The sequence below is a fragment of the Pseudomonas sp. NFX183 genome (assembly GCF_047943075.1).
Taxonomy (GTDB): domain Bacteria; phylum Pseudomonadota; class Gammaproteobacteria; order Pseudomonadales; family Pseudomonadaceae; genus Aquipseudomonas.
The window spans coordinates 4,835,425-4,848,345 of the sequence record NZ_CP181333.1 but is presented as its reverse complement, the minus strand read 5'-3'; the positions used below and the strand labels follow the sequence as shown (position 1 = coordinate 4,848,345).

The 12,921-nt window shown below is 57.9% G+C and carries 18 protein-coding genes; 3 read left to right on the top strand and 15 right to left on the bottom strand.

Going from position 1 to position 12,921, the window contains the following annotated elements; genetic code table 11:
• Window positions 1-7 precede the first annotated feature (7 nt).
• From ACM530_RS22795 to ACM530_RS22760, 8 genes are read right to left on the bottom strand one after another with little or no spacing between them, the layout of a single operon-like run.
• Window positions 8-667: a phage tail protein gene (locus ACM530_RS22795; RefSeq protein ID WP_028616716.1), complete on the bottom strand. Its 660-nt coding sequence runs from the start codon at window positions 665-667 to the stop codon at window positions 8-10.
• A gap of 39 nt (window positions 668-706) precedes the next feature.
• Window positions 707-1,135, bottom strand: a complete 429-nt coding sequence (locus ACM530_RS22790) for a phage tail terminator-like protein (RefSeq protein ID WP_416363219.1) — start codon at window positions 1,133-1,135, stop codon at window positions 707-709.
• The gene (locus ACM530_RS22785; RefSeq protein ID WP_416363218.1) at window positions 1,132-1,788 is read right to left on the bottom strand and encodes a hypothetical protein; all 657 of its coding nucleotides are present in this window, start codon (window positions 1,786-1,788) and stop codon (window positions 1,132-1,134) included. The genes ACM530_RS22790 and ACM530_RS22785 overlap by 4 nt, the downstream gene beginning before the upstream one ends.
• Complete coding sequence (locus ACM530_RS22780; RefSeq protein WP_416363217.1) at window positions 1,785-2,156, bottom strand: hypothetical protein; 372 nt, start codon at window positions 2,154-2,156, stop codon at window positions 1,785-1,787. Before ACM530_RS22780 ends, ACM530_RS22785 begins: the two co-directional genes overlap by 4 nt.
• Before the next feature lie 17 nt (window positions 2,157-2,173).
• Complete coding sequence (locus tag ACM530_RS22775; protein ID WP_416363216.1) at window positions 2,174-2,677, bottom strand: DnaT-like ssDNA-binding protein; 504 nt, start codon at window positions 2,675-2,677, stop codon at window positions 2,174-2,176.
• A gap of 59 nt (window positions 2,678-2,736) precedes the next feature.
• Window positions 2,737-3,321, bottom strand: a complete 585-nt coding sequence (locus ACM530_RS22770) for a hypothetical protein (protein ID WP_416363215.1) — start codon at window positions 3,319-3,321, stop codon at window positions 2,737-2,739.
• Window positions 3,322-3,368: 47 nt separating this feature from the next.
• On the bottom strand, window positions 3,369-4,334 hold the full coding sequence (locus tag ACM530_RS22765) for a major capsid protein (protein WP_042572010.1): 966 nt from the start codon (window positions 4,332-4,334) through the stop codon (window positions 3,369-3,371).
• A gap of 12 nt (window positions 4,335-4,346) precedes the next feature.
• Window positions 4,347-5,075: a hypothetical protein gene (locus ACM530_RS22760; protein ID WP_416363214.1), complete on the bottom strand. Its 729-nt coding sequence runs from the start codon at window positions 5,073-5,075 to the stop codon at window positions 4,347-4,349.
• A 78-nt stretch (window positions 5,076-5,153) separates the two neighbouring features.
• Between ACM530_RS22760 and ACM530_RS22755 the strand changes: the two genes are divergently transcribed.
• Window positions 5,154-5,621: a hypothetical protein gene (locus ACM530_RS22755; RefSeq protein ID WP_242201983.1), complete on the top strand. Its 468-nt coding sequence runs from the start codon at window positions 5,154-5,156 to the stop codon at window positions 5,619-5,621.
• Here ACM530_RS22755 and ACM530_RS22750 read toward each other — a convergent pair.
• From ACM530_RS22750 to ACM530_RS22730, 5 genes are read right to left on the bottom strand one after another with little or no spacing between them, the layout of a single operon-like run.
• Window positions 5,586-6,680 carry a minor capsid protein gene (locus ACM530_RS22750; protein WP_416363213.1) on the bottom strand — a complete coding sequence of 365 codons (1,095 nt, stop codon included), beginning with the start codon at window positions 6,678-6,680 and terminating at the stop codon, window positions 5,586-5,588. The genes ACM530_RS22755 and ACM530_RS22750 overlap by 36 nt on opposite strands.
• Entirely contained in the window at window positions 6,655-8,073 is a 1,419-nt protein-coding gene (locus ACM530_RS22745; protein ID WP_145163873.1) for a DUF4055 domain-containing protein, read from the bottom strand. The genes ACM530_RS22750 and ACM530_RS22745 overlap by 26 nt, the downstream gene beginning before the upstream one ends.
• A complete protein-coding gene (locus ACM530_RS22740) occupies window positions 8,070-9,371 on the bottom strand; it encodes a terminase large subunit domain-containing protein (RefSeq protein ID WP_145163871.1) in 1,302 nt (433 codons plus the stop codon). Before ACM530_RS22740 ends, ACM530_RS22745 begins: the two co-directional genes overlap by 4 nt.
• Window positions 9,358-9,819, bottom strand: coding sequence for a DUF2280 domain-containing protein (locus ACM530_RS22735; RefSeq protein ID WP_242201978.1), 462 nt, complete (start codon window positions 9,817-9,819; stop codon window positions 9,358-9,360). Before ACM530_RS22735 ends, ACM530_RS22740 begins: the two co-directional genes overlap by 14 nt.
• A 30-nt stretch (window positions 9,820-9,849) precedes the next feature.
• On the bottom strand, window positions 9,850-10,473 hold the full coding sequence (locus tag ACM530_RS22730; RefSeq protein ID WP_242201979.1) for a putative metallopeptidase: 624 nt from the start codon (window positions 10,471-10,473) through the stop codon (window positions 9,850-9,852).
• 710 nt (window positions 10,474-11,183) lie between these two features.
• On the opposite strand from ACM530_RS22730, the gene ACM530_RS22725 reads away from it, so the two are divergent.
• Complete coding sequence (locus ACM530_RS22725) at window positions 11,184-11,432, top strand: hypothetical protein (RefSeq protein WP_416363212.1); 249 nt, start codon at window positions 11,184-11,186, stop codon at window positions 11,430-11,432.
• Window positions 11,433-11,557: 125 nt separating this feature from the next.
• Here ACM530_RS22725 and ACM530_RS22720 read toward each other — a convergent pair whose 3' ends face one another.
• On the bottom strand, window positions 11,558-11,875 hold the full coding sequence (locus ACM530_RS22720) for a hypothetical protein (protein WP_145163864.1): 318 nt from the start codon (window positions 11,873-11,875) through the stop codon (window positions 11,558-11,560).
• Window positions 11,875-12,246, bottom strand: a complete 372-nt coding sequence (locus ACM530_RS22715; RefSeq protein WP_025856073.1) for a chemotaxis protein — start codon at window positions 12,244-12,246, stop codon at window positions 11,875-11,877. The genes ACM530_RS22720 and ACM530_RS22715 overlap by 1 nt, the downstream gene beginning before the upstream one ends.
• A gap of 159 nt (window positions 12,247-12,405) precedes the next feature.
• Between ACM530_RS22715 and ACM530_RS22710 the strand changes: the two genes are divergently transcribed.
• Complete coding sequence (locus ACM530_RS22710) at window positions 12,406-12,621, top strand: carbon storage regulator (protein WP_416363211.1); 216 nt, start codon at window positions 12,406-12,408, stop codon at window positions 12,619-12,621.
• Window positions 12,622-12,921 lie beyond the last annotated feature (300 nt).

Below are 12,921 nucleotides of genomic sequence, written 5' to 3'. Positions count from 1 at the left end.
GAAGTCCTTATGCGCCAGCCAGATAACGAAGCGAACGAGCGGAAAGCCCGATGCTGATCGTGCGCGTCATGACGTTGTTGCGCTCCATGGTCGGGTCAGGGGTGATGCTCACATAGCCCGGATAGAGGATCTGATCACCGTTACGCAGCTTCATGCGGACGACCGCCAGCTCCTTGGTGTCGTCATAACCTTCGACGGTTTCCACATACTGAGCTGTCGGCTGGTCCTCTACTACGATGGTGATCGTGGTGGGGTTGCGGTTGGTCGGGAACTGTTTGTCGTCATCGTCTTCCAGATAGCCGACAGTTTGGTACTGCTGCTCACCACCGGACGATGTGAAGGACGTGACCTTCGAGATCTGCGTCCAGCCGGACACAGGAATCACTGAGCCGGCACCTGCGCCGACGGTGTACTTGTCTGTGTTGGTGGTGTTGAGGCCTGCCAAGGAAAAGGCATCGGCAGTAATCCCGGATGCTTTTACAGCGCGATCATTGATGAGCGCCCAGCCAGAGTTGACCAGCAAGATGTCGCCCATTTCAATGCTGTGTCCAACAGATGCAGCGACTGGAGGTTTGGCATTGGTCAAGGCGGTGAATGGGACAGCAGATCCCAAAACGCTGGCGATCTCCAGCACAGCGCCGTTCGGCAGCGGGAAGCGTGCGGCCATGGTGTATTTCCTCTTGAGTGCCCGCCTGACGGCGGTAGGTTATGCCCCAGCGGGCGGTTGGTCTGCGACACCCAGATAGGTGAAGCTGGCCGGGACCGTGTAGGTCGCCGACTCGGTAATAGTTGGTCCTTGATCTACTGGCTCGGTGATCAAGCCCACGAAACCGTTGCGGGCCAGTGGCGTGTCGACGCGAAACAGCCGGGTCAGTTCGTCAATAAGCGCTTCAGCAGTGGCCATGGCCTGCGCAGAGGGGCAGACGATGCTGACCTGATAAACACCGGCGTACTCGTAGGCCTCCCCGCCGAGATAGCGGCAGATTGTGCTGGCCGGCAGTTGGAAAGCTCGCAGATACGTTTCAGAAGCGCTTGGTGTAAAAGGCTGGTTTGGGTAGGCCACTCGTATCGGGCGCGCAGCCGCCCATGCGGCCAGCTTCGTTTCGATTGCCTGACGGGCGCGTGCGTGACTCATACCTGGTTGTTCCTGATGGCCTCCAGCACTATCTGCTGAAAGCGAGCCACGGTTACCCGGACCATGCCGCCGGGGGCCTGGGTGGAATGGCCGAACTCCAGCGGAATCGCGTAGGGCAAGTTGTTTACGATGAAAGCCGTTTCGCCGGCCTTAAACTCAATGGCGCCCGCCACAAGCCGCGCAGTCGCCTCAGCTCCTGTCGGGTCCGGGTGAATGCGGAAGCTGTTGTCGACAGAGCCAATAGAGAAATTCCAGTTCGCCCGAAAGCGGCCGCCGACATAGTCCTGACCGGCGACCAGGCCATTCACGTTGAAATTCTGGTCGCGCTCAGTCTTTGTCAGCGGCTTGGCGTATTTCACGCCGCGCTTGAGGTTGCCTGCCTTCGTGAAGTTCGACTCGTTCAGGTTGATGAGCGTGTTACGGACGGCGACTTTGAAGTCGTAGTCATCGGCAGCGCGGGAATTGGCATCGCGATGAGCGACGTTGGCAGCCCATATTTCAGGGTTGCCCACCGGCGACATGCGGATGATGCTGCTGCCAATCTCGATGATGATTTCTCGCAAGCTCGCGTCGATGGCTTCGCTGGCCTGGGCGGCGAACTCGGCAAGGCTCAGGGCGAAGCTACCGGACTGGCCGGCGCCTGCCCGGCTCACGACCGCACCTGCAGTTCATACAGGATCGGGGTGCCGGCGGGGTTAACCTCTTTCAGCGGCGGGACGATTGACCAGGTGCGGCCTTGGGCTACGACTTTGTCGAGCAGACCCGGTACCCAAGCCAATCCTTGCGCGGCGATCTTGAGCTTCTTGTCGCCCTGCTTGATGAGGCCGTTGTTTTGGAATTCTTGGCCGGTGAAGTCGAGCAGGATGCCTTGGGCGATTTGCTCGACAGTTGCGCCTGGCGCTTCGCCGCCGATATCCGGGTCGTACTCGCCCGGCTCCGTCTTGCTGATGGTCACGGGCTGGCCGAACTCTGTGATCATATCCAGAGCCATCGCGGCCATTTCGTCGTAGAAGGTGGCCATGGTGGTCTCCGTTGCAGCTATGCGCGGATCGCGAACAACCCGCGCTTTTGTAGGTAGTCGGCAAACTGCGTAGCGCTCGGTCGATCAGGCGCCGCCGGCAACAGTCGGCCGCTGGTGTTGGAAATCGTCGCGTATTCGCGGGTTACCGCACCTTCGACACGCTCCAGCGTCACAGCGCCTTTGCGCCTGTCGATTGGGTCGATGTCGTCCTGATGGATCTCGGCGGCCAGGGCCATCTGCCCGTACTGGATGCGCGCCGGAAGGTAGTTGTTCGGCTTGATTTCGTGATCCAGCAGCACTTCCCGGCGCGGCCAGGACAAGGCCTGCTCGCCACTGGTCTTGCGGCCTTTCCAAGTCATGCCGTCCATCACCAAGGCGGCCCGGCGCAGCAACGCTTCCTGCTCGGGAGCGCCCGTAGGGATGACCGTGCCGAACTTCACGGCATACAGGGCCAGGTCTTCAGCGCTCGCGTAACTTTCGGCGTCAGGCTTGCCGGTACCGTCCTCGATGATGAGTGTCATGCGTCAACTCGCTGGAATGGTTTGAAGATTGGCCGCCGGATCACCGACAGCCCGCAGTATTACTCCTTGGGCAGCTCAGCGACGAGTTTTTCCAGGGATTCTTTCGAGGCGTTGGCCCGATACTGGACCTTGGCTTCATCGAGCCTTGCTTTCAGCGCCGCGATTTCACCGGCCTCGTCAGCCGGCAGCGTGAGGGCAGACTTCTTCAGCGCTTCAACCTCTCCGCGAAGTGCGTCGACAGTGAAGGCCAGGCCGTCACGTTCAGTGGTCAACTCATCAACCGAAGCATGGATGGTGCCGAGCACGTCAAACAAGCGCAACGCCAGGTCGCCTGACTCGGGACGTTGAATCTCGCCAGCTTCCAGGCCGTCAACAAGGATCTGGATCGATCCATGCTCAGCACGCAAAGTCGCGATCACCTTTTCCAGTTCGGCTTGGTTGCCCGCACCAACAATCTGCGCCCGCTTGGCTTCCTTCACCGACACGTCAATGCCGACTGCTCCGTACGCTTCAACCACGCTCGGCCAATCGCCAATCACCAGCACGCTGGTCACACCCGCTTCGGGCTTATCGAAGTGTTCCGGATTGCGGTAACGCTTCTCCGGGTCGAAGCCGCTCAGCTGGTTGCTGTAAGTCAGTTCCATGTGTTTCTCCAAGGCGGCCATTGCTGACCGCGCGTTGAGTTTGAGGCTTAACCGCCAGTAACAGGAGGCGTTGCGGTCAGCGTAATCATCACGCCGGCGGTGACTTTGTTGCTGCCCGCATGCTTGACCCAGTTGGCAGCGGAGCCGACGGCAGCCAGGGTTGGGTTGGAACCGCCGGTGGTGGCTTTCCAGCTATAACCCAGCACATCGATGTTCACGGTGCCTTCCGCGCGGTAACCGATGCTCAAGTTTTCTTCATCATTCACTTCGTAGGAACGGAATCCCGGCGCCTGCGACTCGGTGATGGTTACGGCGTTTGGCAGCAGGCCGAAGATCACATCCGCCGGCGCGGTGTCGGTCACCAGTACAGGCTTGCCCAGCGTGCCCGGCAGGCCGCCGTAGATCACTACGCCGGCCTCTTCGTAGATCTTGTTGGTGATGGCTTCGTCGACGATGTCGAAGTAGGCGCTGGAGTGCATGACCCACAGAGCAATGCGGCCGAACTTGTCGCCGAACTTGCGCATACCGCGAGTCAGCGTCTTCTTGCCATCGGTTTCAATGTTGGCCGAAACCACCATATCAGCGTTGGAGCCGATGGCGGCACGCAGGCCAGCAGTTGCGTACTGGATGAAGCCTTCCAGGGTCGCATCAGCGACGTCGGCGCCGACGATCTGGGAGAACTCCTCGACCGGACGACCGCGGCGCTTGAATGCCTCTTCGGTGGTCTGGTACGGGCCGTACTTCCAGGGAGCTTTGACGCCGACAGCTTCGCCGGCGCTGATCTTCTTGGCAGTTACCTTGCCGTCAGAGTTGACGTCGCGATGCTCCAGAGAGCCGTTCAGCTTGTAGAGCGCGCGCTTGCGGAAGTCGCCTTCGATCAGCTCGTTGTCCAGCACCATCGCGCCGTTGGACGATGCGTTGAACACGTCCAGGTTGTCCTGGACACGCTCCAGGTATGCGGTTTGCGCCTCATCGTTGTAGATGATCAGGTCGCTGTTAACGGTTGTAGCCATGGGTCAATCCCCTTACTTGGGCAATGCGAGATATGCGGTTTGGCCGTGCTTGCGCTGAAAGTCGCGCTTCTGCTCGGAGGTCATTTCGGAGCGCTTGAATGCAGCCTTGCCGCCACCCCCGCCCGGGGCAAATGTCCCTGAAGCCCTTGGCCACAGGTGAGGTGCGCTTTCGCGCAGAGATTCCGCCCATTCGAGCGGAGTCAGAGGGGTCTTGCCGTCTTTACCGAGGATGACCTGGCCGGATTCATCAACGGCGACTGCATCGCCATCTTCGTTAAGGGTGAACACGCCTTTGGCGCGCAGGATGATGTCGTCGGTTGCTTCAGGTAGAGCGCCAGCTTTCAGTGCTGCTCCGCGCACGGAGTCGCCCAGGACTTTGCCCTGGAACTTGGCCGCGAAGGATTCGGCCTTCTCGGCGCGCTCGCTGATGGTCTTCAACTGCTTGTCGTAGTCACCGCGCAAGCGCTCGGTGCGGCGGCTGAAGACCTCGTCCACCTTGCCCTCGGTCAGCAGCTTGGTTTCTTCATCCTGGCCCGCACGACTGAGCAGGCCTTTGACGGCGTCAATGTCGATGCCTTCAAATTGGGTCTCGAACTGGGTCAGCTTGCCGGAAGTTTCCTTCAGCTTGCCCAGCAGTTCCGAGTTCTTGGTTTTGAGACCAGACACAGATGCTTCAACGGCAGTCGCGATAGCGGCCTTGATTGCCGGGTTTTCCAGGTCGATTTCGTTTTCTTCTGCCACGTTGATGCACCCCTTGGGTTTGGATTAGCCTGCCTCGCAGGCAAATGAAATCGCGTCCCTATTTCAGGGGCGATAAAAATGGTGAAAGTTATGGCGCGGATGGACACAAGGCTGGAAAGCGAAGGAGCTGAATTTCTCGTGCTAGGGCAATTGCTGATTCACAAAATCGCCGCTTACAAGACTTATACCAACATGTCTGGATACGACATCGTGGCTACCGACGCTGCGCAAAACTCTTCCGTTCGAGTTCAGGTAAAAAGCCGTTGGAGAACAGGTGCGACTGGATTCCCCATCAAAAACTTCGATTGCGAATTTGTGGTCGCGGTATTCCTCAATCGCGGATCTCCAGACGGAAAAAAGCAGCCTATCCCACCGCATTACTATGTTTTGCCAGTAGCAACGATCCAGGCCCTTCCTAGATCTGAGGGCTGGAGCAAGGTGGACCTGAAGCACTTGCCCGATCTTGAGCAGTACAGAGAGGCGTGGGGCTTGATATCAGACGCCTTAGGATCAATTCGGGCCGACGCCTGCCCTTTGGAACGCTAGTGGTTCCAGTGTTTTCATCTGCGCGAGAGTCAATGGCGCAAAGTTGCGATCAAGCTGCAGCTCTGCGAAGCGTTCAACGCTTAGACCACCCTCGCGAAACAGCTTGGCCCGCATAGGACCGATTGCCTCGTCCTGGAACGAGGCTGGCTGCTGCTGGAGCCAGTGGTAGTAATCGATGTCAGCACTGACCTGCTTTCCGCCGTCAGCACCTACCGAGGCACGCGTTGCGCCCTTGGCGAACATCGCGCTGAGCTTGGTCAACAGAATGAAGGTGGTGCGGCAGTTAGGGTGGAAAGGCGGTCTTGGGCCGGAATCCACCGGAAACTTGCGTTTGTCCATCGAGCGGCACAACTGGCTGGTCTTGCTATCCAGCGTGGCCACCATCTGGATCTCTTGCACGATATCCGTGTTGGCCTTTGCGACCTCCATCCGCGCCTGGGAGGCCACATGCTGAATCGCGGTATGCACGACCGTGCTGGCATTGCGGTTGGTGGTGGCCAGGATGCCGTCTTTGTACCCTGCCGCCTTGGTGCCGCGAATGTTGCGAATGATCTGGAAGTTCGTCTGCCCTTCGATGAAGCCCTGCCGGATCGTGCCGGTGACGCGCTCACGCTCTGCACTGGTCCAGCCCTTGATGAAGGCCTTAAGCAGCTTCCCGCCGCCGGTGCCACGTACACTGAGCGGGTTCGTCAGCACTGCGGTGCGAATTGCAGCGGCCGTCGGCGCGACCACATCCAGCGAAACGCCAACCGGCGCCGACCTGGCAAGGCTGGTCGCCTCAAATTCGGCCTCGTAGTTGGCGATGTCCACCAGGTCGAGGTTCAGTTGCGCGCTGTAGCGGTCGAAGATGCCCAGCAGCAGGCTATCCACCTCTTTCAGCAGCGCTTCCAGGCGCTTGACGTTGTACTCAGTCAGGTCCGACTGGATCAGCCGATCCCGTATACATCGGTCAATCTCCTTGAGGAAGGGTGCAAACTTGCCCACCTCCCCCGCCTTGAGCTTTTCGAGGAAGACCGCGTGCCGGATCGTGGCGTCAAGGATTGCTTGGTTTGCCGCCATTTGGTTTGTCCTCATCGTCCAGGCCTAGACCGTCGCCCTGCTCCTGCAATTCGCCGTCGATCTGCAGGTCTGTACGCTCTGGCGCAATCAGGCCAAGTTTGCGCAGGTAGGCCCGCAAGTCGGCCTTAGCGAAACCGCGTTGCTGCCAGAGCGAAACCAACGCAGCGATCATCTGCGGATCAGCCGTCAGCTCTACGAACTCTTGATTGACCTGGTAGGCAACCTTTTTGTCGGCAATCCCCATGTAAGCGCAGCACCACATGATGGCTCGCGTGTATGCCTCGCTGACGTTTGCCACACAGCCAGCGAGCACCGATGTGGATGCCGACTGATCGCCGCGCGACTCGGTAGCTGTCTTGGTGGCAAGTGAAGCCACCACCATCCGTGCGCCGAGTTCGATCATCATCTGGTTCTTATCGGCCATTGCCTCCTTGACCAGCGTGTTCGGCGCCGGTTGTGCGTAGCCGAATGCACCACCCGCCGGCAGCATCATCGGCGCCCTGGAGCCGACATAGACGCCGTTCTTCTCCATCCAGTCGCGCCACTGCTCATCAAGGCCGCTGATCCACGGCTGAGCCTGACCACACCAGAAGACGCTGTCTTCGTAATCGGCACTGTTCCGGTAATGGCCCAGGTTGATCATGGCGATGTCGTACAGCGGCGACTCGTCGATGCTTGGGTCGTTGTTCTGCGCGCCGACGAAGGTGAATGGGATCTCCTTGAGGCGACCGGTTACGCCTTCGGGCTTGAACTCGTCGATGACCGCAAGCGGCCCGCCACCTTTCGGACCGGACCGGCGCCAGACGCGGCAAACAAAGCCGTCATCCTCAAGCGCCAGCTCCCGGTACTGCTCAGCCGTCTTGTAGCCGAAGCCGTCAGGAATCTCCGGCGACTCGCGCAGGACCACCAGCGTCAGCACGCTGTGACCGTTCACCATGCCTGTGCGCCAGTTGATGATGTCTTCAGCGCAGTAGGACAGGATCACCGAGTGCCCGCCGATGCCGTCGTCCTGATGATAGTCGACGTACAGACCGTGGCGACCAGCTTCAAGCACCTTTTCAAGCGTGCCCTGGGAGTGTTGATAAATGCTCACTCCGGAGCCGTTGGCGTTGTCCTGCAGGTATTCCAGTTTCTTCGGCACCGTGAGTGTCGGGTCTTTATGGAAGGCCAGACCCAGCAGCCCGTTACGGGTGTGCCCGGTTGCGTTCTTGAACACCGCCCGCTCGCGGTAAGCCCGATTCCGGTCTTCGTTCTCCGGCGACTTGTCGTGCGCGTTTATGTACGGCAGCCGATCGACTACCCGGTGCTGGCCCGCGCAGACGTCGCGAACGGTCGCCCAGCGGTCCAGGACTGCCGTGTATTCCGCCCGTTTGAAGGAGACGTCGTTGCTCATCGGGCGTATCCCATTTTGATAGCGGTGACCGGTTTGATGATCGGGTACTCGCGGTGGATGAAGTAGCCGCCGGCGTCGTTCGCGTGATCGATGCCGGCGGTTTTGTCTGGCTCCCCGTTCGCGCCCCACACCTGCTGCTCCAGGCCATCGGCATAAGTTGGGCAGGTGAACGGGTTGACCAGGTAGCGGCGCTCGCCCTGCGCATTGCAGAAGACGGCGTTCATTGCGTTGATTCGGTCCTTCACGGGCGGGTTTGCCGCTGGAGCGATGACCGCGAACCCGGCCTGCTTGAGCATGGCAAGGTCGGTGATGCTGGCGTTCAGGGACTTGCGTGAATCACCCGAGGCATCCGGGTAAATCCTGATCTCGCACGTCTTCTTGAAGTCGTTGCCGTCGTGCTGCCAGTAGCGCTCTTTGATCCGGCGGATCATGTCGGGCGTGTCGTAACCGTCGATAAGCTCATCCACGGCCCTGGGCAACCCCTGGTCGCGCTTGACGTGGGTGATCGCCGCCATCTTCCCGACGTTGAAGTCCATACCGATGAACAGCGGCTCGCCGGGCTGCACGGTGTCGAAGCACCCGTTGAGCTTGCGGTCGTAAGCCGTGTAAATCGTTCCCGACGTAAGGTTGACGAACTGGCCCTTGAGGTACGCCATGATCAACTGGGGCGGATATGACTCCATCAGAGAGGCGATGTAGTCATCCGGCAGGTTCAGCTCGTTGTCGAACGTGCTGGCCTGCACCAGGCCGTACATCTCTTTCAGTGACGGCTTGTCGCGCAACTGCTTCACGAATTGCAGGAAGACAAACTTAAAGCCTTCCGGCGTCGTGGTGACGTCCACGCCGTTCTTCAGCCCCGGAAGGTTGTAGCGCATACGGGCAATGATCTTGCGCCAGGCCTGCTGAGCCTTGATGGCAGTCAGTACGTCAAGCTCATCCACCAGGGCGTGACCAATCTTGAAACCGACAATCGTCTGCGGTTTCTCCATCGACCGGCAAATCACAGTGCCGCGGTACTGCCGACCGCTGTAGATGTGAACCTCGTGGTTCGCCTGGTTGATCTTGGTCTTGAGCCCCCAGTCGTAGGCCACCTCATCCATGGTCGGATAGAAGATGTCCCGGATCTGCGGGTAAGTCGGTGCGAAGTAGCCAGCGTTGACGCCGGGCCACTCCATGAAGTGCTTACTCAGTGCCGAACAGCCCACCCAGGTCTTGCCTGAGCCGAACCCGGCAACGAACGCACGGAATTTGTGAGGCAGCGTGAGGAACTGAGCCTGCGGAACGTTAAGGCTCGGCATTCGGCTTCCTCGCATCCACCACGTCGACCTGGATGCGGGTCGGGATCACCGGTTCATCACCGGCCTCTTCCTTCCGTGCCCGGTTGACGTAGATGTCGCCGCACTCTTTGGCAGCCTGCTCCAATAGCTGGGCAGTGAGCGCCATGTTCTTCATGCCTTCGGCTTTCTCAGCCATGCGGCTCAGGGCGCGCAGTCGGAAGGCTCGATTGGCGATCGGGATGTCTTCAGTCTCTTCGCGGAACCGCTTGCGGCTCTCTCGGAACATCGTTGCCCACTTCTCGCCCAGCGCCTTACCGGCTGCCTTTGTTGGGTCGTGTGATTCGCACTGCTGACGAGTGACAACAACGTTGAATTCTTTTAAGACCGCCTCAACCACCTGAGAAGGTGTGTCAAAGCACGCGAGAGCCTGAACAATAAAGGCTTTCACCTCACTTCGAAGAGCTGCCATTGGCGATCATCCGTCTTAACCTGTCTAAAATCAGGCCGACTTGAGCAGACAGGTTCCGCAGGCCCTCGATATGTTCAATTTCCCCACCTCAGCAGGACTGTTTGCAGCGTCCACCAACGCTTGAACGTCAGGGCTTGCACCATAACGGCGGACGACACCGACGAACTCTTCAACGTCGTGGCCCTGCAGCTTGATCTTCGGTGCGCCGTCTTGGGTGAATGCTGGTTGAGCGTACTTGTCGGTCGCATGAGCCAGGTGATACAGCTCGTGTTCGATCAGGGCGCAGAACTCAAGGTCGCTGCACTGGGCGCAGTAGTCGGCCGCCAGGGTGATGATGAAGGCCGGCACGTCGCCGAACCAATCACGCATCTGTTGCTCCATCCGGGCTTTCTGCCAACCGCCGGCGCGGAACGCTACCTGTTCGGCCTGGCCAAGAACTGTGAGTCCCTGTTTCTCGAAGCTCGACGACGCCCACATGAAACGGATACCTGCATCCAGCAAATGGGCATGGTCTTGGTTGTAAAGGCTGCCGGTGTCGGCAAGTATCTCGGCTTGTAGCCAGTCCCATACCTCCGGCGCTGGTGTTAGGCGAATTAGGAAGTCTGGCAGATCGGCCAGATGAAGCGCTGAGGGAGGGGGTCTCGGCCAACTCAAAATCACACCTTTCCAAACTTGAAATAAGTAGCTAATACCTGCAAATATGTGACTCGCATAGCTAAGGAGCAGCAAATGGTGATGTCATGCCATGACCCCCGAAGACTCGTTAAGCATATTGAAAATGCATACCCTGATGCCAGTCGGTCTGCGGTCAATGCGGTCGGAGCCCTACAGTTTGTATTTCCTGATGGCATGGTAATCAACATCTATCCAAAGGGAACCATTCACTTCCAAGGGAAATCCAGCGCCATTCGGGCGAGAGTGGAAGCTCAAATCTCATTTATTAACAGACGATAGCGAGCAGTATCGGTGTTGATTCACCGCTGGCTACCTCAAAGTCACAATCGATCAGGCCGTTTTAGTGGGCAATGGTATTCATTGAGATACCATCTCATAGGCCTGCATGGTGACCATGGAGCAATCCAATGATCAAGCCTTTAGGAACGCTGGTAGACAACGCTGCCGTGGCATCGGCAATAGCCTTGTCGATAGCGCTTACCGCAGTATTGATATCCGGGATCACTGGCGTACTGTGAAGCAGTCGGACGAGGTTGCTCAGTTGCAAAGCCTCGCGCCACGTTTGGGCGCATTCGAAAAATATGGCGCGTTGGGTACGGCGTACCGTTAGCCGCTCGTCACACCAATTAAACTTTCTGAGCGCCAGTGCCGACCTATATTTAGGTGCAAATAAAAAATTTGGAGCGCTAGTGAATAAAGAAGAAATTGAACGAGAGCTTGCCCATGCCGCAAATAATTACAGGCAGCTGGCAAGTACCCTCGCAATGATCAAAGGCACTCCACTTGCTCAAGATCCATCTTTCATAGACCAAATTGAGCACCTCAAAGGTGCAATGATTGCTCTTCAAGCGCAAGTTCGCCGGCTGAGCGTCCTCGATGGAGCAATGCATAGTCCTGCTCCAAGAGGGAAGCACGCGCTGCACCTCGTCAAGCGATAAACGTATAGAGCGATGTCGCACTCACTTACTCTTGCTTATGACGATCTGAGCGTTCATCTAGCCTGCTCAGGAGGCCAGCAACCTAATCTACTTAACTAAGTAGGCAGCGCACCCGCAGTACGCCATCACTGGGGTGCTCGGTTTAGGACTTCATCCGCTTTGTCGGCAGCTTTGGCAGCAGTCGTCGCAGCCTTCGTGGCTTGGTCGGCGGCGGTACCGGTTCGGCGGCTCAGCTCTTCTAGGCGCTTGTCGCGCTCAGTCATGGCGGTATCGTAGGCTTTTCGCATGTCGGTCACTTGGCTGCTCTGCTTATCAGCGAGCGACCAGTATGCGGCTTGGTAACCCAGTACTGCCCCACCACCCACCAGCACTACAGCAATGGTCCAAACTTCGGCCCGGCGCCACCAGCGGCGTGCGATAAATTCCAATGCGCATCTGTCCATTAGGCGATTCCTCCCAGCTTGGTGCGAAGGCGGGTGATCTCATCGCTCTGCTGCGTCACGCGGTCAGTGAGTTGAGCTACCTGGCTGGTGAGCGCTTCGATCTTACCTTCCATGCGCCCAACGGCAGCTGCCAGGTCATTCCGCTCCTTCGCGAATTGATCGGCGCGGGCCTCGGCTTCTTTGCGAGCGGCGCGCTCCTGGTTCAGCAACTCGTTTAGTCGCTTCAGTGTGCCGATATCGGCGCTGTCCATTGCTCGGTCAGTTGCATCCTTAGAAAGGAACCGGCGCAACCATAGCAGGCCGCCCAGTACCACGGTGGCACTACCGCCCAGCCAGGTAGCTGTGCCTGGGCCTAGGTCAGTAGGGTCCATCTTCACTCCAAACCGCATTTATTCCCATTCTGGGATTCAATAATTGCATGTTCCGCATCATTCAGAAGCGGAGACAAAAAGATATTTCCACACAAAAAATCAGATAATTCCTACATCAATTTTACTTCGGATAGGGAATATTGACGTCGAAATGAGTAATTGAGCAGAGAGGATCACCTTTTGTTAGTCATTACTAGAACTCCCAATAAGCGCTTGCGTATAGGCGACGAAATCCAAATCAACGTGGCTAAGGTCGTTGAAGATACGGTGTATTTAGCCCTCAGCGCACCCGAACGCATATCAATCAAAGCGGTGAGTGGTATTCACGACGATGAAATACCCAAGCGTCCGAACGGAGCAGTAGAACTTGCTTGAAACGAGGTTAGCAGGCTGCACTCCCTGCTCAGAGCGAGGGGTGGCGGGGCAGAAAACGAAAAAGCCCGCATAATGGCGGGCCAGTTATTACAGCTAGTATCGAAATCCCACTAAAGAAACAGCTCTAAAAAGGGAAAATTATGAGCATTGGATACATACTAATTAGTATCAAACTTGTCAACCATAATTCTGGCGCTAATTGGATACCGAATGAAAAGTCAATGACCGTCCGTCAGTTGCGGAAGTACGTTTTAAGCAAATTTAGCAAAGTTGACGACTGATCAACCTGCAAGGCGCTAC